At 74.8% G+C, this 24446-nt stretch carries 24 protein-coding genes and 1 tRNA gene; 14 read left to right on the forward strand and 11 right to left on the reverse strand.

Features of this window, described 5'->3' with window-relative positions; all coding sequences use genetic code 11:
* Window positions 1-22 precede the first annotated feature (22 nt).
* The 14 genes from JOF41_RS34800 to JOF41_RS34860 all read left to right on the forward strand — a co-directional run bounded on the left by JOF41_RS34800 (window position 23) and on the right by JOF41_RS34860 (window position 14144).
* Complete coding sequence (locus JOF41_RS34800) at window positions 23-721, forward strand: uracil-DNA glycosylase (RefSeq protein WP_209623858.1); 699 nt, start codon at window positions 23-25, stop codon at window positions 719-721.
* Window positions 722-913: 192 nt separating this feature from the next.
* A complete protein-coding gene (locus tag JOF41_RS34805; protein WP_209623859.1) occupies window positions 914-1903 on the forward strand; it encodes a type IV toxin-antitoxin system AbiEi family antitoxin in 990 nt (329 codons plus the stop codon).
* The gene (locus JOF41_RS34810) at window positions 1900-2718 is read left to right on the forward strand and encodes a GSU2403 family nucleotidyltransferase fold protein (RefSeq protein WP_209623860.1); all 819 of its coding nucleotides are present in this window, start codon (window positions 1900-1902) and stop codon (window positions 2716-2718) included. Before JOF41_RS34805 ends, JOF41_RS34810 begins: the two co-directional genes overlap by 4 nt.
* 45 nt (window positions 2719-2763) lie before the next feature.
* Window positions 2764-3429, forward strand: coding sequence for a DUF4129 domain-containing protein (locus tag JOF41_RS34815; protein ID WP_209623861.1), 666 nt, complete (start codon window positions 2764-2766; stop codon window positions 3427-3429).
* On the forward strand, window positions 3426-3890 hold the full coding sequence (locus JOF41_RS34820) for a hypothetical protein (protein WP_209623862.1): 465 nt from the start codon (window positions 3426-3428) through the stop codon (window positions 3888-3890). Before JOF41_RS34815 ends, JOF41_RS34820 begins: the two co-directional genes overlap by 4 nt.
* Window positions 3887-4846: an AAA family ATPase gene (locus JOF41_RS34825; protein WP_209623863.1), complete on the forward strand. Its 960-nt coding sequence runs from the start codon at window positions 3887-3889 to the stop codon at window positions 4844-4846. Before JOF41_RS34820 ends, JOF41_RS34825 begins: the two co-directional genes overlap by 4 nt.
* Window positions 4843-6165 (forward strand): DUF58 domain-containing protein, encoded by a 1323-nt coding sequence (locus JOF41_RS34830; RefSeq protein WP_209623864.1) that lies wholly within the window; start codon window positions 4843-4845, stop codon window positions 6163-6165. The genes JOF41_RS34825 and JOF41_RS34830 overlap by 4 nt, the downstream gene beginning before the upstream one ends.
* Window positions 6162-6701 (forward strand): hypothetical protein, encoded by a 540-nt coding sequence (locus tag JOF41_RS34835; protein ID WP_209623865.1) that lies wholly within the window; start codon window positions 6162-6164, stop codon window positions 6699-6701. The genes JOF41_RS34830 and JOF41_RS34835 overlap by 4 nt, the downstream gene beginning before the upstream one ends.
* A 157-nt stretch (window positions 6702-6858) precedes the next feature.
* A complete protein-coding gene (locus JOF41_RS34840; RefSeq protein WP_189224380.1) occupies window positions 6859-8184 on the forward strand; it encodes an NAD(P)/FAD-dependent oxidoreductase in 1326 nt (441 codons plus the stop codon).
* A gap of 189 nt (window positions 8185-8373) precedes the next feature.
* The gene (locus JOF41_RS38040) at window positions 8374-8496 is read left to right on the forward strand and encodes a hypothetical protein (RefSeq protein ID WP_268248749.1); all 123 of its coding nucleotides are present in this window, start codon (window positions 8374-8376) and stop codon (window positions 8494-8496) included.
* Between the two features lie 32 nt (window positions 8497-8528).
* A complete protein-coding gene (locus tag JOF41_RS34845) occupies window positions 8529-9617 on the forward strand; it encodes an ATP-grasp domain-containing protein (RefSeq protein ID WP_229795853.1) in 1089 nt (362 codons plus the stop codon).
* Window positions 9598-10668: a SagB family peptide dehydrogenase gene (locus JOF41_RS34850; RefSeq protein WP_189224382.1), complete on the forward strand. Its 1071-nt coding sequence runs from the start codon at window positions 9598-9600 to the stop codon at window positions 10666-10668. The genes JOF41_RS34845 and JOF41_RS34850 overlap by 20 nt, the downstream gene beginning before the upstream one ends.
* Window positions 10669-10755: 87 nt before the next feature.
* Window positions 10756-10830, forward strand: a tRNA-Leu gene (locus JOF41_RS34855).
* A gap of 188 nt (window positions 10831-11018) precedes the next feature.
* Complete coding sequence (locus JOF41_RS34860) at window positions 11019-14144, forward strand: AfsR/SARP family transcriptional regulator (RefSeq protein WP_209623866.1); 3126 nt, start codon at window positions 11019-11021, stop codon at window positions 14142-14144.
* 30 nt (window positions 14145-14174) lie between these two features.
* Here JOF41_RS34860 and JOF41_RS34865 read toward each other — a convergent pair whose 3' ends face one another.
* The 11 genes from JOF41_RS34865 to JOF41_RS34915 all read right to left on the reverse strand — a co-directional run bounded on the left by JOF41_RS34865 (window position 14175) and on the right by JOF41_RS34915 (window position 24310).
* Window positions 14175-15815 carry a DUF885 domain-containing protein gene (locus JOF41_RS34865; RefSeq protein WP_307867664.1) on the reverse strand — a complete coding sequence of 547 codons (1641 nt, stop codon included), beginning with the start codon at window positions 15813-15815 and terminating at the stop codon, window positions 14175-14177.
* Between the two features lie 53 nt (window positions 15816-15868).
* On the reverse strand, window positions 15869-16516 hold the full coding sequence (locus JOF41_RS34870; protein WP_189224384.1) for a LuxR C-terminal-related transcriptional regulator: 648 nt from the start codon (window positions 16514-16516) through the stop codon (window positions 15869-15871).
* Entirely contained in the window at window positions 16468-17748 is a 1281-nt protein-coding gene (locus JOF41_RS34875; protein WP_209623867.1) for a sensor histidine kinase, read from the reverse strand. Before JOF41_RS34875 ends, JOF41_RS34870 begins: the two co-directional genes overlap by 49 nt.
* 52 nt (window positions 17749-17800) lie before the next feature.
* Entirely contained in the window at window positions 17801-18676 is an 876-nt protein-coding gene (pqqB, locus tag JOF41_RS34880; protein ID WP_209623868.1) for a pyrroloquinoline quinone biosynthesis protein PqqB, read from the reverse strand.
* On the reverse strand, window positions 18673-19746 hold the full coding sequence (pqqE, locus tag JOF41_RS34885) for a pyrroloquinoline quinone biosynthesis protein PqqE (RefSeq protein ID WP_189224387.1): 1074 nt from the start codon (window positions 19744-19746) through the stop codon (window positions 18673-18675). The genes pqqB and pqqE overlap by 4 nt, the downstream gene beginning before the upstream one ends.
* On the reverse strand, window positions 19739-20008 hold the full coding sequence (gene pqqD / locus JOF41_RS34890) for a pyrroloquinoline quinone biosynthesis peptide chaperone PqqD (RefSeq protein ID WP_189224388.1): 270 nt from the start codon (window positions 20006-20008) through the stop codon (window positions 19739-19741). The genes pqqE and pqqD overlap by 8 nt, the downstream gene beginning before the upstream one ends.
* Window positions 20005-20697, reverse strand: coding sequence for a pyrroloquinoline-quinone synthase PqqC (gene pqqC, locus JOF41_RS34895; protein ID WP_189224389.1), 693 nt, complete (start codon window positions 20695-20697; stop codon window positions 20005-20007). The genes pqqD and pqqC overlap by 4 nt, the downstream gene beginning before the upstream one ends.
* 62 nt (window positions 20698-20759) lie before the next feature.
* Entirely contained in the window at window positions 20760-20879 is a 120-nt protein-coding gene (gene pqqA / locus JOF41_RS34900) for a pyrroloquinoline quinone precursor peptide PqqA (RefSeq protein ID WP_189224390.1), read from the reverse strand.
* A 104-nt stretch (window positions 20880-20983) separates the two neighbouring features.
* Window positions 20984-22141, reverse strand: a complete 1158-nt coding sequence (locus JOF41_RS34905) for a polysaccharide deacetylase family protein (protein WP_189224391.1) — start codon at window positions 22139-22141, stop codon at window positions 20984-20986.
* A gap of 38 nt (window positions 22142-22179) precedes the next feature.
* Window positions 22180-22893 (reverse strand): class F sortase, encoded by a 714-nt coding sequence (locus tag JOF41_RS34910; RefSeq protein ID WP_307867665.1) that lies wholly within the window; start codon window positions 22891-22893, stop codon window positions 22180-22182.
* Between the two features lie 10 nt (window positions 22894-22903).
* The gene (locus JOF41_RS34915; protein ID WP_209623869.1) at window positions 22904-24310 is read right to left on the reverse strand and encodes an MSCRAMM family protein; all 1407 of its coding nucleotides are present in this window, start codon (window positions 24308-24310) and stop codon (window positions 22904-22906) included.
* Window positions 24311-24446: the final 136 nt, after the last annotated feature.

Raw genomic sequence — 24446 nt, forward strand, 5'->3', positions numbered from 1 at the left:
TCTACGGTCGGGAGCGGGCGCGGTGCGCAGCCTTGAGGAACTGGACCGGCGGGTGACCACCTGCCGCGCGTGCCCCAGGCTGGTGGCGTGGCGCGAGGAGGTGGCGCGGGTCAAGCGGGCGGCGTTCCGCGCCGAGGAGTACTGGGGGCGGCCGGTGCCCGGCTTCGGCCCGCCCGACGCGGCGCTGGCCGTGGTCGGTCTGGCTCCGGCGGCGCACGGCGCCAACCGCACCGGCCGCATGTTCACCGGCGACAGGTCCGGCGAGGTGCTCTACGCCGCGCTGCACGCCGTGGGGCTGGCGTCCCAGCCGACGGCGGTGCGCGCGGACGACGGCCTGGAGCTGTTCGGCACCCGGATCACCGCGCCGGTCAAGTGCGCCCCGCCGCAGAACAAGCCGACGCCCGCCGAGCGCGACAACTGCCGACCGTGGCTGGTGCACGAACTGGAGCTGCTGCGGCCGACGCTGCGGGCGGTGGTCGTGCTGGGGGCGTTCGGCTGGCAGGCGTTGCTGCCCGTGCTGGCCGCGTGCTGGGAGGTGCCCCGGCCCCGGCCGGTCTTCGGGCACGGGGTGGCGTACGAGCTGCCCGCGCTGGACGGCGGCCCGCCGCTGCACGTGTTCGGCTGCTACCACGTGAGCCAGCGCAACACCCAGACCGGCCTGCTGACGCAGTCCATGGTGGAGGACGTCCTGCGCACCGCCAAAACCACCGCAGGCCTCTGACCTCCCGGCTCCCCGCGAGCCGAACGCCCAAGACCACCCGTTTGAGCGACAAGTAAGTGGGCGGAACCAGCCGTTCCGCAATGTAGCCTGTTCCGCGTGTCACGGAATCCGATAAAACTTGGAACGGCGAGTGCGGAGCTGGTGTGGTCCGCCGGGCAGGCTGTTCGAGAGGCGCTCCCGCCCACCTGGGAGGTGGCGCACCAGCCCAACCGTGGCCGCCGTGCGGGCAGGGCCGACGCGCGGCTCGTGCTCACCGCGCCGGACGGCACGAGCACCGTCGTCCTGATCGAGTCGAAGGCCGCGGTGACGCCCAGGGACGTCGCCGCGGTGGCCGCGCGGATCGAGTCCTACCGCACCGACGACGTCGGTGGGGCGATCCTGGTCGCGCCGTTCGTCTCGCCCCGCACCCGCGCGCGGCTGGCGGAACACGGTCTGGGGTGGTTCGACGCCACCGGCAACCTCCGCCTCGCGATCGACCGCCCGGCGGTCTTCATCGACCGGGCCGGGGCCGACCGGAGCGGGTTCCGCGACCCCGCCGACCGCTTGCTCAAATCGCTGCGCGGCCCCGCCGCCGCGAAGGTGGTGCTGGAGCTGTGCGAGACCGCCCTGCCGGTGGGCGTCCGGGAACTGGCCGAGCGGGCCGGCGTCGGCGCGGCGTCCAGCGCCAGGGTGCTCGACCTGCTGGACCGGGAAGCCGTCGTCGAACGCGGAGAAGGCGGAGCGGTCGTCGCCGTGCGCAAGCGGGCGCTGGTCGGCAGGTGGGTGGAGGACTACCGACTGATGAGCTCCAACGAAGTCGTGCCCGCACTCGACCCGCGTGGCGTGAACCACGCGCTGACCGCGATGTCGGGCGTCGGTGGGGGCGTCGCGGTGACCGGCTCGGCGGCCGCGCGGGCGTACCTGCCGGAGGGCGTGACACCGCTGTCCCCGCTGGTTTCCCTGAGCCTGTACGCGGAGGACCCGGTCGACCTGATGACCCGGTTGGGGCTCAGGAGGGTCGAGCGGGGGGCGAACGTGCTCGTGGCGCGGCCGTACGACGAGGTCGTGCACGAGAAGGCCCGGCTGGTCGGTGGGATCAGGTGCGCCGCTCCCGCGCAGGTGGTGGCCGACCTCCTGACCGGCCCCGGTCGGTCGAGCGAGGAGGCCGAGCACCTGGTGTCGGCTCTGGGGTGGGCCTCGTGACCCCCGCCGAGTACGTGGTGGCCCGATCCGTCCTGCTCGACGCGCTCGACGCGCTGGGACCGCACCGCGACGCCGCCGTCCTGGTCGGAGCCCAGGCCGTCTACTTGCACAGCGGGGACGCGGACCTCTCGACCGCGCCGACCACCACCGACGCCGACCTGGCGCTGACACCCAGCAGGCTGGCGGACGAACCGCTGATCGGCGAGGCCATGCGCGCGGCCGGGTTCGTCCCCGGTGGTCAGCCGGGGACCTGGCTGGGACGCGGGCGGGTGGCGGTCGACCTGATGGTCCCCGAAGCGCTCAGCGGTGTCGGGGGCAGGAGGGGCGCCCGGCTGCCGGGGCACGGCAACCGGGTCGCTCGGCGGACGTTGGGACTGGAAGCTTCGGTCGTGGACAACGAGGTGCACTCGATCACCGCTCTCGACGGCGTGGACACGCGGTCCTTCCGGATCAGGGTGGCCGGACCGGCGGCCCTGCTGGTGTCGAAGATGATCAAGATCGATGAGCGCCGGGAGCAACCGCACCGCCTCAAGCCGAAGGACGGGCTCGACGTCCTGCGGCTGCTGCGCACGACCGACCCGGCGCGGTTGGCCCGGACGCTGCGGGAGCTCGCGTCGAGTGATCTGGCGGGAGAGGTGGTCCGCTGCGCCGTGGCGGCGATGCGCCACCACGGGACGGACCCGGACGGTGTGCTGCCTGCCCTCGCCGCCGCCGCGGAACAGGGTTTCGAGGACGCCGATGTGATCAGGATGTCCACCGTGACCCTGGTCGAGGACGTGTTGCGCGAACTCGGGCGTTCGACTCGCGCGGGTTGAGGGGAAACGGGGCGCGGGGGAGGAGGGAGGGGGCATCCTGACGGCATGAGGTCCCGACCCGCGCTCGCGCTCGTGGTGGGCTCCGCGCTGGTCCTGGTCGCCTTGGCGGCGCGCGGGACCTCACCGGTGCCCTACGGGCCCCGCGACGCGGCGGGTGCCGACGCGCCGACGTGGACCCAGCCGCCGGTGCGGGGCGTCGAGAGCACCGACGTCGAGGGCAGCGTGACGGGTGCGTCGCTGGTCGCCCTGGTGCTGTTCGTGCTGGTGCTGCTGGGTGCCGCCCTCCTCTGGCTGCTCGTCGGCTACCTGCGGGACGCCTCTTGGCGGCGCAGGCGGCGCGGTGCGGGGCACGTCGCCGAGGAGTCGTCGCCGGACGACACGCCCGCGCCTGCGGAGGTGCTGGTGCGCGGTGCCCGCCGGGCGCTGGCGGACCTGCGCGCCGCTGACAGCGGGCCGCCGGGGGACGCGGTGGTCGCCGCCTGGTTGACGCTGGAGCGGGCCGCCGCGGCGTCGGGGACGCCGAGGGAAGCGCACCAGACGCCGACCGAGTTCACCGGTGGGCTGCTGACCCGCCACCGGGTGGACCCCGACGCCACGGGTGCGCTGCGGCGGGTCTACCAGCGCGCCCGGTTCGGCAGCGGCGAGGTCACCGACGCCGACGCGCGCACCGCCGCGGACGCGCTGGAGCGCATCGTGCGGGACCTCGGGTGACCCCGCTGCTGGGCCGGGTCGGCTCGCTCGGCGCGGCGCTGCTGACGGGCGCGGTCACCGGGTTCGCGCTGCACCGGGCGGGCGCGCCGCCGCACTGGGCGGCGCTGGTCGCCCTGCCCGCCGCGGCGCTGGCGCTGCTGGTCGGGCGGCTGCCCAGGGCCACCGACGTGGTCTGGTCGCCCCCGCCGGTCGAACCCGGCGGTGTGGTGCACGTGCAGGCCAGCACGCTGGCCACCCGGCTGGCCGAGGCAGCCGTGGACCCGGACCGCTTCGCCAGTCGCGTGCACCCCCGGCTCCGGCGGCTCGCCCAGGCCCGGCTGCGCCAGCGGCACGGCGTGCCGGACCTGGCCGACCCGCGCGCCGAGCGGTTGCTCGGGCCCGAGCTGCACCGCCTGGTGACCGACCCGAAAGCGCCCCTGCCCGACCCGAAGAGGCTCGCCGAGCTGCTGGAGGAGCTGTGACGACCACCGAGAGCATCGCCGCCGAGGCCGAGGCGGTGCTGGCCGCCGTCGGCACCGTCGTGGTGGGGCGGCGGCGCTCCCTGCGGCTGGCGCTGGCCGCCCTGCTGGCGGGCGGGCACGTGCTGCTGGAGGACGTGCCCGGCCTGGGCAAGACGCTGATGGCGCGCACCCTGGCCCAAGCGCTGCGGCTGGACTTCACCCGCCTGCAGTGCACCCCCGACCTGCTGCCCGCCGACGTGACCGGCTCGTTCCTCTACGACCCCGGCGCACGCGAGTTCAGCTTCCGGCAGGGCCCGCTGTTCACCGGTCTGCTGCTGGCCGACGAGATCAACCGCACCCCGCCCAAGACGCAGTCCGCGCTGCTGGAGGCCATGCAGGAGCGCCAGGTCACGGTGGAGGGCCGCACGTTCCCGCTGCCGCGCCCGTTCCACGTGCTGGCCACCGCGAACCCGGTCGAGTACGAGGGCACCTACCCGCTGCCGGAGGCGCAGCTGGACCGGTTCCTGCTGCGCCTGGACATCGGCTACCCGCCGCCGGAGGAGGAGGTGGAGGTGCTGCGCCGCAGGCTGGCCCGGCAGCGGGAGGAGACCGAGGTGGCGCCGGTGCTGGCCGAGGGCGGGCTGGCGGTGCTGCAGCGCGGCGTCGAACAGGTGCCGGTGGACCAGGACGTGCTGCGGTACTGCGTCGACCTGGCCTCCGCCACCCGCGCCCACCCGGCCGTGGAGGTCGGCGCGTCGCCGCGCGGCGCGCAGGCGCTGGTGCTGGTGGCGCGGGCGCTGGCGGTGCTGGACGGGCGGGACTTCGTGCTGCCCGAGGACGTCAAGGAGTGCGCGGTCCCGGCGCTGGCGCACCGGCTGACGCTGCGCCCGGAGACGTGGACCTCGGGCACGACGGGGGTGGAGGTCGTCACCGAGCTGCTGGGCCGGGTTCCCGGACCGGCGGGTGCCCGGCGGTGAGCCGCGCCGAGCGCGTCCGGGAGGCGTTCACCGGGGGCCGGGGGGCGCGCTGGCACCCCACCGACGCGCTGGTGCGCGGGGTGGGGCTGGGGGTGGGCATGGTGGTGCTCGGCGCGCTGCTGCACCGGGTCGAGCTGGTGCTGCTGGGCGCGCCGCTGCTGGTCTCGACGCTGGTCGCGCTGGTGTCCCCGGTGGGCGGCACGCCGTCGGTGCGGGTCCGGGCGCTGCCCAGGATCGGGGAGGTGGGCTCCACCAGGGCCACCGTGGAGCTCGACGGCGACGAGGGCGCCGAGCTGATGGCGGTCCGGCTGCCCGACGGGCGGGAGGAGGGCGTGGGGCCGGTGCACCTGCTGCCCGCCTCCGCCGGGGCGGTGACCGTGGCGCTGCGCCGCGACAGCTGGGGGCAGGGCGCCGCGCTGCGCCCGGACCACCTGGTCGCGGGCCCGGACGGGCTGCTGGTGCACGGTCCGGTGACCGCGCCGGAGCTGGGCCGCACCACGCTGCCCCCGGTCCGGCCGCTGCCCGCCGGGCTGCTGCCCGCCCGCCCGCTCGGGCTGGTGGGGGCGCACCGCGCGCGCAGGCCGGGCGACTCGGTGGAGCTGCGCGACATCCGCGCCTTCCAGCCGGGGGACCGGCTGCGGCGGGTGGACTGGCGGGTGTCGCTGCGCGCGGGCGCGCTGCACGTGCGCGAGCACCACGCGGAGGCCGACGCGGACGTGCTGCTGGCGCTGGACACCCGGCTGGACGTGACCGCCGAGGTGGCGGACTGGACGGCCACCGGTCGCGCGGTCACCGTCCGGCCGGGCGGCAGCCTGGACCTGGCGGTGACCGCGGCGGCTTCGCTGGCCGCGGGCTACCTGCGGCAGGGAGACCGGGTGGCGCTGGCCGACCTGGGCCGACCGCAGCTGGGCGTGCGGGCGGGGGTGGGGCGGCGGCAGCTGCTTCGGCTGCGCACCGGGCTGGTGCGGTGCGCGCGGTCGGCGGGGTGGGCGCCGAAGCCGGTGCTGCACGTGCCGCACGGCGCGCTGGTGGTGGTGCTGTCGCCGTTCCTGGACGCCCCGGTGGTGGAGCTGACCGTGCACGCCGCCCGGCGCGGCAACGCGGTGCTGGCGGTGGACGTGCTGCCGGGGCCGCTGACGCCGGACCCGGAGACGCCGTGGGGGCCCGGCGCGGCGCGGATCGTGGAGCTGGAGCACGAGGTCCGGCTGGAGGCGATGCGGCGGCACGGCGTGGTCGTGGTGCGCTGGGACGGGGGTGGCGCGCCGCTGGCGGGCGCGCTGCGGCTGGCGGCCCGGCCGGGACGGCGGGTGGTCCGGTGACCGCGCCGCCGGAACGGAATGCCGCCGAACCGGACGGGGTGCTGGGGCCGGGGTGGCCGGGCTGGGTGCTGCGCGCGGCGGTGGTCGCGGTGGGCGCGGCGGTCGCCGGGGTGCTGTCGGCCAACGGGGTGGCACCGCTGGTGCTGGGGCTCTACCTGGTCCTGGTGGGGGTCGCCGCGGCCATCCCGGCGTCGGCCGCGTCCGCGCTGGCGATCGCCTACCCGGCGGCGGCGGTGGTGCTCGCGGGTGGGCCGCCGGTGCGGCCGGGGGTGCTGGCCCTGGTCGTGCTGCTGCACCTGCTGCACGTCCTGTGCGGCTACGCGGCGCTCCTGCCCGCCCGATCGCGGGTTCACCCGTTCGCCCTAAAGAAGCCGGCGGTCCGGTTCCTCTCGGTGCAACTCGCCGTGCTCACCCTCGCGGGCATGATCACCCTTTTGCCGGTCAGCCGAACGGCTCCCGCAGTGGAGGTCGTGGGGTTGCTCGCCGCGGTCGGGCTGGTGGTCGCGGCGGTCCTCCTGATGCGCCGCAAGGGCTGACGGAACGGTCCTCCACCGGTCCGCTGGATCGATCCTCGCAGCGGGTTCGCCGATCAGCGCAGGTGGGCGGCTGCGTGTCAACCATCACCTCGCGACAGTCGTCACAACGGGGCTCGCCGATACGCGCTATGGGCGGGTCCGGTGTCACCATGTCCGTATGGCTGCTGTGAAGTCGCAACCCACACGGATCGTGATCGTCGGCGGTGGGTACGTCGGCATGTACACCGCGCTGGGGCTGCAGAGGAAGCTGCGTTCCGGTGAGGCGTCCGTGACCGTCATCGACCCGCAGCCGCACATGACCTACCAGCCGTTCCTCCCCGAGGCGGCGGCCGGGTCGATCGAGCCGCGCCACGTCGTGGTGCCGCTGCGCCGCGTCCTCAAGCGCTGCCACGTGGTCACCGGCCGCGCGACCAAGATCGAGCACGCGCGCAAGGCCGTGACCGTGGAGCTGGCCGACGGGCACGTCGAGGAGTTCGAGTACGACGTGCTGGTCTCCGCGCTGGGCGCGATCTCGCGCACCCTGCCCATCCCCGGCCTGCCCGAGGTCGGCATCGGCATGAAGACCATCGGCGAGGCCATCTACCTGCGCAACCACGTGCTGTCCCGGCTGGACCAGGCGGCCAGCACCAACGACCCGGAGCTGCGCCGCAGGCTGCTCAGCTTCGTGGTGATCGGCGGCGGCTTCGCGGGCATCGAGACGCTGGCCGAGCTGGAGGACATGGCGCGCTACGCGCTGCGCTACTACGAGGGCCTCAAGCCCGAGGACATGCACTGGGTGCTGGTCGAGGCCGCGGGCCGGATCATGCCCGAGGTGAGCGCCCCGCTGGGCGTCTACACCGTCGAGCAGCTGGAGAAGCGCGGCATCAAGTGCTACCTCGACACCCGCGTGAAGTCGCTGGAGGGCGGCCACGTGGTGCTCGACGACGGCACCGAGTTCGACTCGGACACCATCATCTGGACCGCGGGCATGAAGGCCAACCCGGTGCTGCGCAATACCGACCTGCCGCTGGACGAGCGCGGTCGCGTCCGGTGCACTGCGGCCATGCAGGTGGTCGGCCTGCCCGGCGTGTGGGCGGCGGGCGACTGCTCGGCGGTGCCCGACCTCTCGCGCACCGAGGAGGACCCGAACGCGACCTGCGTGCCCAACGCGCAGCACGCGATCCGGCAGTCCAAGCTGCTGGCCGCCAACATCGTGGCCAGCCTGCGCGGCAAGAAGCCCAAGGACTACTACCACAAGTACCTGGGCTCGGTGGCCGGGCTGGGCCTGTACAAGGGCGTGGCCGACGTGTTCGGCCTGCGGTTCAAGGGCGTCGTGGCGTGGTTCATGCACCGCAGCTACCACGTGATGTTCATGCCCACGGTCAACCGCAAGTTCCGCATCTTCGTGGACTGGACGCAGGCGCTGTTCTCCGGTCGCGAGGTGGTCGCGCTGGGGCAGATCCACGACCCCAAGGCCGAGTTCGACCGCGCCACCAAGAGCTGAGCGTCGCCGCCCACTGCCCCGTTCGGGGGCAGTGGGCTCACGTCCATCTGGCCCAAGGCCGTAACTTAATCCCCCGTTCAGAGCAATGCCAACGGGCCGTCTTGACATTGCGTAACGTGAACCACAGACTACGGCTGGTGCATCACCTGAATGCGTGAAGCACAAGTGTGGGGAGAGAAGGTGACCGCGATGTCTCTCGAGGAGCTGGCCGCACAGCTTCGCCGCGGTGAGATCGAGGATCGTGCGCTGGCGGAGTACGCCGCCGAGTACGCCACCGCTGGAAAGTGTTTCCGCAGCAAGAAAGACGACTGAGCATGTCCGCTTCCGGGCGGGGGAGCGATCTGGTGCCCCCGCCCGAAGGCGTTCGAGCCGCGAAACCCACCCCACTGCTGCTGCAAGGCCAGGACTACCTCTTCCGCACCCACCCCCAGTGCCTGGACTTCCAGGAGAAGGTGCACAGCCTGGGCGTGGTCGACGAGGGTGACGGCGAACCGGTGCCCTGCGTGCTGGTGCTCGCCCGCTCCGCCGACATGGAGATGAACGAGCTGTCCATCGCGCTGGCCGAGCGCGGCATCCGGATGGCCCGCATCGACGCCGACCGGTGCGTCGACCTGCCGCTGACCGTCTACACCGACACCCCGCTGCTGGAGCTGGACCGCTGGCTGCTGCGCCCGGTCCTGGTGTGGCGCAGGCACTTCGAGCTCGCCGCGCTGCCCGTCGAGCCGGGCACCCTGGCCGCGGCCTACGCCGCCGACCAGTGGGGCGCGGTGGCCAACTGGCTGTCCACCCGCGGCGACTGGGCCCACGTCAACCCGGTGCGCCACACCGCCCACCTGGACCGGCTCACCCAGCTCGCCGACGCCGCCGCGTTCGGCCTGGCGGTGCCGCGCACCGCGGTGACCACCCGGCCCGGCCGCACCCGCCCCGGCGGCGGCCGGTGCATCGTCAAGACCACGGGCCGCCACCTGCTGGAGCCGCGCCCCGGCGTGCAGCACGGCCTGTTCCCGCGCCCGCTGGAGACCCACCGCGCGGGCGACGCGCCCGAGCCCGCCCCGGTGATCGTGCAGCAGTACGTCGGCGCGGACACCGAGCTGCGGATCTTCGTGGTCGGTGAGCGCTGCCTGGCCTACCAGGTGGACAAGCTGGACCCGGCGCAGCTGTGGGTGGACCCCGACGCGGTGCGGGTGACCCCGGTCGAGGTGCCGCACGGGCTGGCCGGGCGGCTGCGGGCGCTGGCCAGGCACTGGCGGCTCCAGGTCGCCGCGTTCGACCTGCTCGTCGCGGGTGGTGAGCACGTCTTCCTGGAGGTCAACGTCAACTGCGACTGGCGCTGGTTCGAGCACCGCGCGGGTGACGAGCGGGTGTCCGACGCGGTGCACGACTGGGTGGCGGGCCGGTTCGAGGAGCTGCTCGGTGCGGGTCAAGGTCGCTGAGCACGCGGCGCTGTTCTACCGGGACGGCACCGTGATCTGGGACGACTACCTGCACCACCGCCAGTTCGCCATCAGCGAGACCGCCGAGCTGCTGTGCCGCAAGTTCGCCCGGTTCGCCGACGTGGACGAGCTGCTCGCCCCGCTGGCCGAGGCCGACCGGGTGGCGCTGCGCAAGGTGCTCGACGAGCTGGTCGAGGCGGGCGTGCTGGTGGTGGAGGGCTCGCCGAGGCACGAGGAGGAGCTGCGGCTGCTGCGCGGCTGGGCGGACTGGGGCGCCTCGGCGCGGTACTTCCACTTCGCCAGCCGCACGCTGGGCGACGCGCCGTACTTGGGGGCCGACGAGCACGACGCGGCGCTGGAGGCCAAGCTGTCCACCGTGCCGCCGCCCCCGCCGTTCCGCAGCCTAGGCGGCGAGCGGGTGCCGCTGCCCGCCCGCCCGGCGCGGCCGTCGTGGGCGCGGGAGGGGCTGTTCGACGTCCTGCTGGCCCGCCGCACGACCCGCGAGTTCGGTGACGGTCCGTTGCCGTTGGGCCGAGTGGGTGAACTTCTCGCGGTGCTCGCGGCACCCTCCCCGGTGCGCCCTCGGATCGGCCGCAGCGGGACAGTGTTCAAGACCACTCCATCGGGGGGCGGAAGGCACCCGGTGGAGGTCTACGTCCATGCGCGCTCCGTCGAGGGGCTGGCGCCGGGCTGGTACCACTACGACGGCTCGGCGCACGTGCTGGAGCGGATCGGTCCGGTGTGGACGGCCGAGGAGATGTCCGAAGCCGCAGGTGATCAGGAGTGGGTGGGGCGGGCCCCGCTGGTGCTGGCCTACACCGCGGTGCTGGAGCGGACGCGGTGGCGCTACGACACCTCGCGCGCCTATCGAGTGGTCCAAATGGATGTGGGCCACTTGTCCCAGACCGCTTATCTGGTGGCTACTGCCCTGGGTTTTGGTATCGGCTTCACCGCAGCATTGCGGGATGAACTCGTAGAACTCGCATTGGGCTGTGACGCATATCACGAAGTCGTACTCGGTATGAGTGCGCTCGGCCCATTACCCGAATGAGCTCGATAAAGCTTCGCATTGAGCCGTGCGGGGGAAGTGCGTGCAACAAGCCCCACGAACACACGGTAACGGCCTAGGCTCCCCGCTGCCCCCGTAGCCCAACCGGGTAGAGGCAGGCTCCTTAAAAGAGTCACAGTACGGGTTCGAATCCCGTCGGGGGCACTGCTCAATGCGCCTGTACCCACTGTGGGGTGAACACGCATTCGTGGGGGCGAGTCGCCCGCGCCGCCGCGCGACCCGACCCGGCGGGGTAGCCCGACCGGGGCAACCACTCAGGGCTGACCGGCGTCTACAGAGCCAGGAGATGATCGGCGCGCACGCGCTCGGCATACTGGCGCTGGAGGTGGCCATTGGATCTCCGCGTCCTCGGCGCGGTCGAGGCGTGGTCGGCCGGGCGGCGGCTGGACCTCGGCTCCCGCAAGCAGCGCTTGGTGCTCGCCGTGCTGGCGCTGGAGGCCAACCGCTCGGTGCCGGTGGACCGGCTGATCGACCTCGTCTGGGGCCCCGCCCCGCCCGCCTCCGCCCGAGGCACGGTGCAAACGCTGGTCTCCCGGCTGCGCACCGCCTTCCGGCAGGCCGATGACCCGCCCGAGATCGCCAACGAGGGCGCCGGGTACGTGCTCAGGGTCGACCCGGCCGCCGTCGACGCGCACCGCTTCGCCCGGCTGGTGGCCCTCGCCCGCGAGGCGGACGACGAGCGCGCCGCCGAGCTGCTGGGCCGGGCGCTGGCGCTGTGGCGCGGCGAGCCGCTGGCCGACGCCGCCCCGCCGGAGGTGCGCGACCGGCTGTGCGGCGGCCTGCGGGAGGCCCGCTGGACGGCGCTGGAGGACTGGCTGGAGATCCTGGTGCGGCTGGGCGAGGGCAGGCAGGTGCTCGACGAGCTGACCGAGGCGGTGGCCGAGCAGCCGGTGCGGCAGCGGCTGGTCGGCCTGCTGATGCACAGCCTGCACCGGGAGGGGCGCACCAACGACGCCCTGGCCGCCTACCGGGCGCTGCGCACCAGGCTGGCCGACGAGTTCGGCCTGGACCCCGCCCCCGAGCTGCGCGAGCTGGAGACCCGCATCCTGCGCGGCGACCCGCCCCCGGACGCCCCGCGCGCGACCGAGCGCGCGGCCGAACCCGCCCGCCCGGCCGAGCTGCCGCACGACGTGGCCGGGTTCGTCGGCCGCGAGGCGGAGCTGGCCAAACTGGACGCCGGGACCGGCGCGGCGGGCGGCCCGGCGGGTGGCACGGACATCTGGGTGGTCAGCGGCGCCCCCGGTGTCGGCAAGACCGCCCTCGCGCTGCGCTGGGCGCACCGCGCGCGCGAGCGGTTCCCGGACGGGCAGCTGTACGTGGACCTGCGCGGGTTCGACGCCGAGCACGAGCCGCTGCCGCCGTCGGCCGCGCTGGCCCAGCTGCTGCGCGGGCTGGGCTGCGACCCCAGGTCGGTGCCGCCGGACCTGGACGGCCAGGCCAAGCTGTTCCGCTCCACCGTGGCGGGCAGGCGGGTGCTGGTGGTGCTGGACAACGCGCGCGACGCCGCGCAGGTCACGCCGCTGCTGCCGCCCTCCGGCGCGGTGCTGGTGACCAGCCGCAACCGGCTGGGCGAGCTGGTGGCGCTGGCCGGGGCGCGGGCGCTGCCGCTGGACGTGCTGCCCGAGCGCGATTCGCTGCGGCTGCTGGAGGAGGCGCTGGGCCGCGAGCACGTCAGCGCGGAGCCCGCCGCCGCGGCGCAGCTGGCCAGGCTGTGCGGGCACCTGCCGCTGGCGCTGCGCATCGCCGCGGCCAACGCCGCCGCCGGGCCCGAGCCGGAGCTGGGCTACCTGGTGCGGGAGCTGTCCCAGGGCGACCTGCTGGCCGAGCTGACCGTGGACGGCGCGGGGGAGAGCCCGGTGGCGCGGGCCATGGCGCTGTCCTACCGGGCGCTGCCCGCCGAGCAGCGGCGGCTGTTCCGCGGGCTGGGCGCGGTGCCGGGGCGGACGTTCACCGCGGAGGCGGTGTCCGCGCTGGTGGGGCAGCCGCAGGCGGTGGTGAACCGGCAGCTCAAGGCGCTGGCCGCGGCGCACCTGGTGGAGCGGCACGGCCGGGGCCGCTACCGCTCCCACGACCTGCTGCGCCGGTACGCGGTGGACCGCGCCGAGGCCGAGGACGACGAGCACGACCGGGAACGGGCCCGCGAACGCCTCTACGAGCACTACCTGAGCACCGCCGACGCGGCCGGGCGCGCGCTCATCCCGCACTTCCTGCGGCTGCCCCGCCCCACCCCGCCGACGGACCGGTTCCCGGACGCCGACGCGGCGCTGGCGTGGCTGGACGAGGAGTGGGCCAACCTCACCGCGGCGGTGGACGCCGCGGCCCGGCGCGGGCCGCGCCCGCACGCCTGGCACCTGGCCGACGCCCTGCGCGCGTTCTTCCACCACCGCGGCCACCACGCCGAGTGGCTGGCCGCGGCGTCCGCCGGGCTGGCCGCCGCGCACGCCGCCGGTGACCGGCGCGCCCAGGCCGCGATGCACCAGAGCATCGCGCTGGCCTGCGTGAACAACGGCCGCTACGAGGAGGCCGTCGAGCACCTGACCGCCGCGCTGCGCGGCCACGCGGGCAGCGGCTGGGCCGAGGGCGAGGCGGCGGCGCTGAACAACCTCAGCGCCGCCCACCAGCGCCTGGGCGCGCCGCGCGAGGCCATCGCCTGCGGGCTGCGGTCCCTGCGGCTGTACGAGGAGCAGGACAACCCGGCGGGCATCACGATGTCGCTGGCCAACGTCGGGTTCGCGTACTGGCAGCTGGGCGAGCTGACGCGGGCCCGCGAGCACTTCGGCCGGGCCCTGGAGCTGGGCGAGCGGACCGGCGCGCGGTTCAACGTGGCGGTGCTGCTGGTGGACCTGGGCAACGCGCACCGCGACCTGGGCGAGCACGACGCGGCCGAGGACCTCTACGCCAGGGCGCTGGGGACCAACCGCGAGCTGGGCTACCGCTACGGCGAGGCGACCGCGCTGGCGGGCCGGGCGCTGCTGCGCTGCACGACCGGGGTGACCGCGCGGACCCGCGCCGACGCGGAGCTGGCGGTGGAGCTGACCGAGCGGATCGGCGACCGGGGCACCCTGGCGTGGACGCTCAACGCGCTGGGCGCGGTGTGCCTGCGGCTGGGCGCGGCGGCCGAGGCGCAGGCCCACCACCTGCGGGCGCTGGAGCTGGCCAGGGAGACCAGCTTCAGCTGGGGCGAGACCGACGCGCTGACCCGCCTCGCGGCGGCGCTGGTGCGGCTGGGCGACCTGGACCAGGCGCAGCTGCACGGCGAGGTGGCGCTGGAGCGCGCCCGCGCCTGCGGCTACCGCCCGGTCGAGATCCGCGCCCTGCGCACGCTGTCGCGGGTGCGCGTCCGGCGCGGCCAGCACGACCTGGCCGCCCAGCTGAGCGACCAGGCGCAGGCGCTGTTCGCCGAGACCGGCTACCACCCGGACCCCGACCTGGACGAGCACCCCCACATCCGCCGCTGACCCGCGAACCGGGCGTCCGAGCACCGCGCCTCAGGCGGCCTGCCCCGCCGCCCAGTCGCGGACCACCTGGTCCAGCACCGCCAGCGGCAGCGGCCCGCCGCCGAGCACCACGTCGTGGAACGCCCGGATGTCGAACCGCGCCCCCAGCGCCGCCTCCGCCTCGGCGCGGACGCGCTGCACCTCCAGCCGCCCCACCATGTACGCCAGCGCCTGGCCCGGCGCGGCGATGTAGCGGTCCACCTCCGACTCGATCTCCACCAGCGCCACCGGCGTGTTCTCCCGCAGGTAGGCGATGCCCCGCTCGCGGCTCCAGCCGTGCGCGTGCAGGCCGGTGTCCACCACCAGCCGCCCGGCCCGCAGGGAGTCCATGGCGAGCATCCCCAGCCGCGCCACGTCGTCGGAGTACAGCCCCATCTCGTCGGCCAGGCGCTCGCAGTACAGCCCCCAGCCCTCCAGGTACGCCGTCACCGGCGCCAGCCTGCGCAGCACCGGCAGGTCGGTCAGCTGCTGGGCCAGCGCGATCTGGAAGTGGTGCCCCGGCACCGCCTCGTGGAAGGCGATGGTCTCGGCCTGGTAGCGGAACCGCTCCCGCACCCGGTGGGTGTTGGCGTAGTAGGTGCCCGGCCGGGTGCCGTCCAGCGACGGCGGCGTGTAGTACGCGGTGGGCGCGCCGGGGGCGTCGGCCGGGGGCACCGGCTCGACCTCGCAGCGGCCGTCGGGCAGCCGCCCGAACCAGCGCGGCGCGGCCTCCTCCGCCCTGGTCACGGCCGCGCGGGCGGCGCTGAGCAGCTCCTGCTCGGAGTCCCAGCGCAGGGCCGGGTCGGTGCGCAGCCGCTGGAAGATCTCGGCCACGTCGGTGGTGCCGAAGACCCGGCCGCCGATCTCGGCGTACTCCTCGGCCAGGCCCGCGACGACCTCCAGCCCGGTCCGGTGCACCTCCTCGGGGGTGCGGCGGGTCGTGGTCTGGGCGCGGGCCAGCGCGGCGTACGCGGCGTCGCCGCCGGGCAGCCAGCACAGGCCCGCCTTGTCCTCGGGGCGACCGGTGGGGACCAGGTCGGCGAGCACGTCGCGGTACTCGGCGAACGCGGGCCGCACCGCCTCGGCCAGCAGCCGGTCGCGCTCGGCGCCGAACTCCGCCCCGCCCGCGTGCTGGGCCAAGGGGTCCTGGTCGGCGGCCAGGTAGCGGTCCAGGTGCGCCACGGCGGCCCGCACCAGGTGCGCCACCGGGGTCCGCCCGGCCGCCGCGCCCGCGCGGTGCCGCCCGGCGACGGTCCGCAGGAACTCCGGCACGGCCGCGAGCCGGGCCAGGTAGTCGCGCTCCTGCCGGGCGGAGGCGACCTGGACCATCGGCATGATGGTCAGCAGCTCGCCGACCGGGGCGAAGAACGAGTCGGTGATCGTGTACTCGACGCCGCGCGCGTCGATCTGGTCGACCAGGGATTCGGCCTGCTGCACGACCACGGCCCTGGTCACCGGGTCGTCGTCGGCGGGCACGGCGCGGGCCCGCTCGGCTATCGCCAGCGCCCGCGCCCGCGCGGATTCGTCCGCTTCCTCGCGGTGGTCGGTGAGCAGGTCGTCATATCCGGGCAAGCCGAAGAGCGTCACGCTCAACGGCGACTGCCGCGCCATGAGGTCGAGCAGTTCCTCGGCGAGGTTTGCGGTTCGGTCCACCGGGCTCTCCCAGGTCGTCGGGAAAGGAAATGCTACTTAGCCTAAGAAACGATTTACAGCCGGTCCAAATAAGCCAGCACCGCGAGCACCCGGCGGTTGTCGTCCTCCGACAGCGGCAGGTCCAACTTGGCGAAGATGTTCGCGATGTGCTTGCCGACCGCTTTCTCGGTGACGAACAGCCGCGCCGCGATGGCCCCGTTCGAACGGCCCTCCGCCATCAGCGAGAGCACTTCCCGCTCGCGCGGGGTCAGCGCGGCCAGCGACTGGTCGCGACCGCCTCGGGCGAGCAGCTGGGTGACCACCTCGGGGTCCATCGCGGTGCCGCCCGCGGCCACCCGGCGGATCGCGTCGACGAACTGCCGCACGTCCGAGACCCGGTCCTTGAGCAGGTAGCCGACCGCGCCGCCGCGGTCGGACAGCAGTTCGCGCGCGTAGAGCCGCTCGACGTACTGCGAGAGCACCAGCACCGGCAGCCCCGGCACGCGCTTGCGGGCCCGGATGGCCGCGCGCAGCCCCTCGTCGGTGAACGTCGGCGGCAGCCGGACGTCCACCACCGCCACGTCCGGCCGGTGCCGCACCAGCGCCTCCAGCAGCGCCGGACCGGAGTCGACCGCCTCGACGACCTCGAAGTCGTAGGCCCGCAGCAGTCTGATCAGGCCGTCTCTGAGCAGGACGAGGTCTTCTCCGAGGACAACGCGCACGGCAGCTCCATGGTCACGGTGGTCGGCCCGCCGACCGGGCTCGTGATCACGAGTGTGCCGTCGAAGGCGGCCAGCCTGCGCTCGATCCCCCGCAACCCGCCGCCCGCGTCCGCCCGCGCGCCGCCGCGGCCGTCGTCGCCGACGACCAGCCTCAGCACGCCCGCCTCGTGCCGCGCGCGCAGCCACGCCCCGGTCGCGCCGCTGTGCTTGGCCACGTTGGTCAGCGCCTCGGCCGCCGCGAAGTAGGCGGCGGACTCCACCGGGGCCTGCGGGCGGCCCGCCAGCTCCACGTCCACCGCCACCGGCAGCGGGTGGGCCAGCGCCAGCGCCCGCAGCGCGCCGTCCAGGCCGCGGTCGGCCAGCACCGGCGGGTGGATGCCGCGCACCAGGCCGCGCAGCTCGGCCAGCGCCAGGGAGGACGACTCGCGCGCCTCGGCCAGCAGGGCGCGCACCGCCTCCGGGTCGCGCGCCAGCAGCTCCTCGGCCATGCCCAGGCTCATGCCCAGCGCCACCAGCCTGGCCTGCGCGCCGTCGTGCAGGTCGCGCTCGATCCGGCGCAGCTCGGCGGCCTGCGCGTCCACGGTGTCCGCGCGCGAGTCGGCGAGCTGGCGCACGCGGGTGCTCAGCGCGGCCCGCGCGGACGGCGCGAGCAGCCACCTGGCCAGCAGCGCGGGCACCCGCACCAGCCGGGGCGTTGCCCACCACGCCAGCGCCAGGTGGGCGGTGGCCAGCAGCGGCACGGCGACGTAGCCGCCGGGGGTGCGCTCGTCGATCCCGAGGTAGGCCAGCCCGTCCGCGCCCAGCTGCCACAGCAGCGGGGTGGCCATGGCCAGCGCGCCGCTGGCCCACAGCGCGGCGGGCAGGAAGCCGAAGAGCACCGACACGATCGCGTTGAGCGGCAGGAACGCCAGGTCCCGCCACGTCGCCGGGTCGGTGGCGATGGTCCGCACGCGCGTCATCGGCCCCCGGTTGGCGGGCGCGCGGTACGGGCGGGGGATCTGCTCGCCCAGCACCCGGCCCGCGAGGTCGCGGTGCAGGTTGGCGTAGCCGCGGGCCAGGGCGGTCGCGCCCAGCGTCAGCGGCACGCCGACGGTGACCAGGATCAGCGGGTAGCCGAGGAGTTGCAGCGGCACCAGCGGCAACCCCAGCACCGCCAGCGGCGCCTTCGCCATGGCCAGCACGACCGCCAGCGCGCGGTCGCTCGCGCCGCGCAGCAGGTCCTTGTCCGTCATGCGCCGATTCTCCCGACCGGCGGGCTGCCGCGCGGTAGGTCCAACCCCCCGATCACAGCTCCAGCAGCGCCCCGTCGGGCAGCACCTCCACGCCCGCCTCCCGCAGCGCGTCGTGCTCCGCCGAGGACGGGTCGAGCACGGGGTTGGTGTTGTTCAGGTGCGTGTAGACGCGCCGCACGCCGGGGTGGCGGCGCAGCCGGGGCAGGCTGTCGACGATCGGCAGGTGCCCCATCGCGGCCTGCCCGCCCGCCCGGCCGGTCGCCGAGCCCATCTCCGACGGCGCGTGGAAGGTGCCGTCCAGCAGCGCCACGTCCGAGGCGGCGAGCAGGTCGTCGAACCCGTCGGGCCACGCGGCCAGGCAGGGCGCGTACAGCAGCGAGCCGCCGGTGACGGGGTCGGCGAACCGGTACGCCACCACCCAGGAACCGTCCACAGAGGACTCGCCGACGTACTTGGGGCGCTTGCCGCTGACCGGGTGCGCGGTCACCACGAGCCCGCCCGCCAGCTCCACCGGCCGCTCGGAACCGACCTCCTGCCACGACCACGCGGCGTAGGTCGCCAGCACCGCGCGGGTGTCCGCCAAGGCGCGCAGCACCGCGGCGGGCGCGTGCACCGCCAACCCGGCGGCCCCGCGCAGCGTCAGCAGTCCGAGGGTGTGGTCCAGTTCGGCGTCGGTGAGCAGCACCCCGCGCACCGGGGTGTCCCGAGGCCCCGGCCCGGCCGCCAGCTCCGGCGTGACCGCCAGCTGGACCCGCAGGTCCGGGGAGGCGTTGACCAGCCACCAGTCCGCGCCGTTCCCGCTGACCGCCAGGCAGTCCTGGGACCGCGCGGGCAACCCGCCCGCACGGGTGCGCGCGCACAGCTCGCACGCGCAGTTCCACTGCGGCGCACCGCCGCCCGCCGCGGTGCCCAGCAGCACGACCTTCACCGCCCGAACCCCCGCCGGACCGGCGCGGCGGGCTCCGGCTCCAGCGCCAGCACGCGGTCCACCTCGGCGCGGTGCGGGGACAGCGAGCACACCGGGTCGGTGTTCGCCGCGTCACCGGTGAGCTGGAACGCCTGGCAGCGGCAGCCGCCGAAGTCCAGCTCCTTGCGCGGGCAGCCGCGGCACGGCTCGCGCATCCAGTCGAACCCGCGGAAGGCGTTGAACGCGCGCGAGTGGTGCCAGATGTCGGCCAGCGGGCGGTCCCGCACGTTCTCCACGCCCAGGTCCGGGATCACCCCGGCCGCCGGGCACGGCAGCACGTCGCCGTCGGGCGCGACGGTGAGCTGCCGCGCGCCCCAGCCGTGCATGCAGGGCTTGGGGTGCGCCTCGTGGTAGTCCGCGACGACGTGGACCAGCTCCATCCGCCCGGCCAGCCGCTCCCGCGCCGCGGCCACCACCTCGGCGGCGCGGGCCAGCTGGTCCGGGCGCGGCAGCAGCGCCGCCCGGTTGCGCAGCGCCCAGCCGTAGTACTGGGTGTTGGCCAGCTCCAACCGCTGCGCGCCCATCCGCTCGGCCAGCGCGATGATCCCGTCCACGCGGTCCAGGTTCAGCCGGTGCAGCACCGCGTTCACCGTCAGCGGCAGGCCCAGTTCCCGCACCAGCCCGGCGGCGGCGAGCTTGTGGTCGAACGCCCGCGCGCCCGCGATCAGGTCGGCCTCGCCGGGCCGGGCGTCCTGCACCGACAGCTGCACGTGGTCGACGCCGCGCGCGGCCAGGTCGGCCAGCCGTCGGGCGGTCAGGCCCAGCCCGCTGGTCACCAGGTTCACGTAGCAGCCCAGCCCGGCCGCGTGCTCGACCAGCTCGGGCAGGTCCCCGCGCGCCAGCGGCTCCCCGCCGGAGAGGTGGACCTGCAGCACGCCCAGCGCGCGGGCCTGGTCGAACACCTCGCACCAGCGCGCGGTGCCCAGCTCGGCCTCGCGGCGCACCAGCTCCACCGGGTTCGAGCAGTACCCGCAGCTGAGCGGGCAGCGGTGGGTCAGCTCCGCGAGCAGCCCGAACGGCGGCTCAGCCACGCAGCTCCACCACCCTCCGCTCGGCCAGCCTGCCCACCAGCTCCACCACGTCCGCCACCCGCACCCCGTCGAACTCGGCGGCCAGCCGGGCGGCGATGTCGCGGACGGAGTTGCGCCCGTCGCACAGCCCCACCACCGCGGCGGCGGTCTCGTTGAGCACCAGCACCCCCTCGGGGAACAGCACCACGTGGCAGCGCCGCACCTCGTCGTAGCTCCGCTTGACGCCGGGGCGCAGTCGCGGCACCACGTCCACCGCGCTCACGACCCGCTCGCGTGGTAGTCGACCGCGTCCAGGATCGCCCGCAGCACGTCGCACTTGAACGCCAGCGCGGCCACCGCCGCGTCCTGCTGCTCGCGCGTGCGGCAGTGCCGCACCACGATGTCCAAGGTGGACTTGCCCTCGTCGGCCACCACCGCCAGCCGCGAGGTGAAGTAGGCGAAGCCGTCCTCGGCGATCCACGGGTAGCGCTCGCGCATGTCGGCCAGCCTGCGCGCCATCAGGCCGCGGGAGAACATCTCGGTCAGCCCCGAGGCCACCCCCTCGACCCACGGCTTGGTGCGCGCGAAGGTCACGTAGGCGTCCACGGCGAACCGGACACCGGGCAGCACGTGCCGCTCGTCGAGCACCTCCTGCCTGGACAGCCCCACGGCCTCGGCCATGCGCAGCCAGTTCTCCGCGCCGCCCTCGCCCGCGCGCTCGCCGTCGTGCCAGGCGATCCGCTCGCGCCACCGCCGCCGCACCTCCGGCAGCGGGCAGTTGGCCAGGATCGCCGCGTCCTTCTGCGGGATGCGGCGCTGGTAGTACCAGCGGTTCGCGGCCCACGACCGCAGCTCGTGCTCGCCCAGCGCGCCCGCGTGCAGCCGCAGGTGGAACGGGTGGTCGTCCCAGTAGCGCGACGACAGCGCCCGCAGCCGGGCGGTGAACTCCTCGGGCGCCAGCGGTCGGCTCATCCGCGACCCTTCGAGTCGGCCGTGACCCCGTGGCAGGCCGGAGCCACGGCGGGGACGGCTGGTCAGGCGCGGGCGGCGTACGCGGTGACCTCCATGGGGGTGTCCACGTCCCGGAAGTCGGGCCTGACCCAGGCGCGCTTGGGCTTGGGCGGGACGCGACGAGCCGTCTTCGTGGCTTTCATGCGCAACTCCTCGGATGCTCGATCTCCGTGGGGCGCGGCGGCACGACCCACGTTAGAGCGTCCACCCAGGGCTGCGCCAGATCGCCGGAAGTGTTGCGCGGCAATCAGTTCCGCGCGGCGGGCATCCGGCGGAACTGCTCCAGCACAACGGGGTCTTGCAATTGCATCCACTGGATGACCTCGGTGTAGGTGGCGCAGACGGTCTCCGGCTGCACGCACACCTCGCCCATGTACTGCTCGACCGCCGCGCTGAACGCGCCGCCCGCCCACTCGTTGAAGTGGTTGCCGATGACCAGCGGCGCGCGGTTGCTGTTGAACGTCTTGCGGTACACCGAGCGGTAGGTGTCCACCACGACCTGGGTGTACTCGGCGGCCCTCGAGGCGTCCTCCTTGGCGCCGTTGAGCGCGTACCAGAGGTTGAAGTCCATCATCACGACCTGCTTGCCCAGCGCGGGCACGCGCACCTCGGGCATGGGGAACTCCCACAGCCCGTCCTGCACCGACGGCCACACCACGCCCAGGCTGACGTGGCTGGTGTCGTAGACCAGGCCGTGCTGCTTCATGGCCGGGAAAGCCTGGTCCCACTTGCCCTCCAGGCACGGCGTGCGCCCGCCGCGCACCGCCGCCGGGTCCAGGGCGAAGCCCTGCCGCCTGGCCTTGTCCACGATCTCGAAGAACTGGTCCAGCTCGCGGTTCCACGCGGCGGTGTCCCAGCGGCCGACGCTGGGCTCGTCGCCCTGGCAGTAGTGGCCGTTGTAGTGGGTGCCGATCTCGTGGCCCGCCTCGATGGCGTCGTTGAGGTACTCGATGCGCTGCGCCACCTCCTGCCGGGTGCCGCCGAAGCTGATGGAGGCGTACCCCGGCTCGTGCCCCGGCCCGGTGTAGCTCCTCTTGTCCTGGTCGGCCACCAGGTACACGCCCGACAGCAGGCCGGTGACGTGCGCGTTGACCCGCTTGGTCAGCGGCAGCACGCGGTCCCAGTGCGCCTTGGACGCGGCGCCGTCGAAGGAGAACAGCACGAACTGCGGCGGCTTCTCGTTGGGCTGCAGGCGGCGCATCCACGACGGCGGGTTCGCCGGGGGCGGCACCGTCGGCGGCGGACCGCTGGAACTGCTGGTGGGCACCCGCGGCGCCATCGGCAGCGGCGCGGCCAGCTCGCCCGCGTCGTTGCCGGGCAGCGGTTCACGCGCCCCCATGACCGCCAGCACCACGAGCGTCAACGCCAGCGCGACAGCAGTAGAGACCAAGCCCCATCGCTTCACACCGATCAAGACGGCTCGGGGTGCCCCGAGGTTGCGCGCTACCCCGCCGGAGTCGCGATCACCACCCGGTTCTCCTCGTAGCCCAGCTGCCCGCCGACCCAGCGCCCGCCGCAGGTGACCAGCACCAGGCGGTGCCCGCCGCGCGGCCCGAACAGCTCCACCGCCCGGCGCGGCAGGTCGTCCTTGCGCACCGTGGCGACCTCGCTGACGGTGAACCGGAACGCCTTGCCCGCGGTGTCGACCACGGTGACCTCGCCGCCGACCCGCGCCCGCCACAGCTCGTCGAACGGGCCGGTGGCGCCCTTCCAGTTGACGTGCCCGGCGAGCACCGTGGCGCCTTCGGCGGCGCCCAGGTCCACGCCCCACCAGGTGGCCTCGCCGACGCCGTCGGGCACCGGCAGGGTGCCGTCCGCGGTGACCTCGCGGCGCACCAGCGTGGCGGTGGAGCCCGCGGGCAGCCGCACGGTGCCCGGCTGCTGCGCGGTCGGCTGCCGCTGCGGGGGCGGGTCGGGGGTGGCTGGGGGAGGGGTGGACGGGGTGGCGGGCGGGTTCGCGCCCGCCAGCACGCCCGTCAGGTCGACGCCGCGGCCGGTGCGCAGGCTGTCGCCCAGCGGGTGCGGCACGGCGGGCTCGGCCGGTTCGGCGCGGCCCGCCAGCACGACCGGCCGGACCAGGCCCTCGGGCGGGGCGACGACCAGCGCGGCGGCGGCGAGCACGCCCGCCACCGCCGCGCCGGTCAGCAGTGCCTTCACGGGGAGGACTCTACGAGCGGGCCGCTGCCAGGCGGCGGCGCACCACGAAGCCCAGCAGGGCCGCGCCCACCAGGACCGCGCCGCCGAAGCCGACCAGCGCGCCGGTGTTCGGCTCGGTGGTGTAGGCCGCCTTGGCGACCACCCCCGCGCCCTCCGCGCCCGCCGGGATGGTGATCGGCACCACGGGCTTGTTCGGCTTGTTGGTCAGCGCCAGCGCCAGCGTCTGCCCGGCCTCGACCTTGCCGCACACCTTGGGCGGCGAGTTCGGGTCGTAGAACTCCTCGTAGCCCTTGGGCGCGGCCACCTCGATCAGGCAGATGTCCTGCGGGGTGCGCAGGTCGGGCACGGTGGCGGTGCCGTCCGCGCCGGTCTGCACGACCACCGGGGTGCCCTCCGGGCCGACCAGCGGCGCGTCGTCCTGCCCGATCGCGGGCGTCGAGCCGTCCGCCGCGGTGACCCGCAGCGCCGCGCCCGCCAGCGCCTTGCCGGTCTCGGCGTCGGTCTTGGCCACCTTCACCGCGCCCGGCGCGGTCTTGGCCGTGGTGGAGGCGTTCGCGGTCAGCTTCTTCTCGCCGCCGGTGGTGACGATGCGCTGCATGTCGGTGTCCGCCGGGACGTGCACGACGGGCCGGTCGGCCGGGCTGTCCAGCTTCACGCTGAACGAGGGCTTCGCGCCGGTCGGCACCACCTTGACCGTCAGCGGCTTGCCGTCGGTGGGGGTGGTCAGCTCCGCGGTGGCGGCGCCGCCCTCCAGCGTCGCGTCGGTCAGCTCCACGGTCACCGGCACGCCGCCGACCCCGCCGCCGCCCTGCTTGGCGATGGCCACGGTCCAGGTGTCCGGCGAGCCGATGACCTGCTCCGCCTCCGGCGCGATGACCTGGGCGGCCCACGGGCCCCGGTTGGCCTCGGCGTCGGCCTTGAGCCGCGCGATGGCGTCGCGGGCGCTCTGCGGCAGCCGGTCGAAGTGGAACTTCTCGTCGTAGGCGATGTGCCGGAAGTCGGCGTTGGGGTCGGTGGTGATGTCCTTGTGCGGGTAGGCGGTCCAGCTGTGCAGCAGGTGCGACAGCGCGGACGCCTCATCCGCCGAACGGGTGGTCGAGTAGCGCAGCAGGAGGTAGGAGATGTTCGCCGCGATCTCCGGGCTGAGGCTGTCCCCGCCCTTGGTCAGCAGCTCGTCGCCCTCCTTGTACTCCACCCCGCTGTCGGGAGCCTTGAGGGAGTAGGCGACGCACCACACCTGCTTGCCGCGCCACATGTAGGAGCCGGACCAGTCCGGCCCCGCCGGGTTGCCCCGGTAGGGCTGGGCCTCGTGCTCGTGGCCGATGCCGCGCTGCACCTCGGCGTGCGACGTGCCGGGCACCGCGAGCAAGGTCACACCGGCGGCCAGCGCCGCACCTGCCAGTCGTCTCCAGCCCATGTCGGCCTGAACTCCCTAGGTCAAGGGGGGCGAACTGCCGCCGTGAGCCTTCCGGCTGATCCGGGTGGCGGACAAGCCTCCGAGGGAGTGGGATCACGATTACGCTCCGCAGCGCGTCGCGGTGGGTTCGAGATCG

Origin of the sequence: Saccharothrix coeruleofusca, assembly GCF_017876325.1 — a bacterium.
GTDB classification, from domain to species: domain Bacteria; phylum Actinomycetota; class Actinomycetes; order Mycobacteriales; family Pseudonocardiaceae; genus Actinosynnema; species Actinosynnema coeruleofuscum.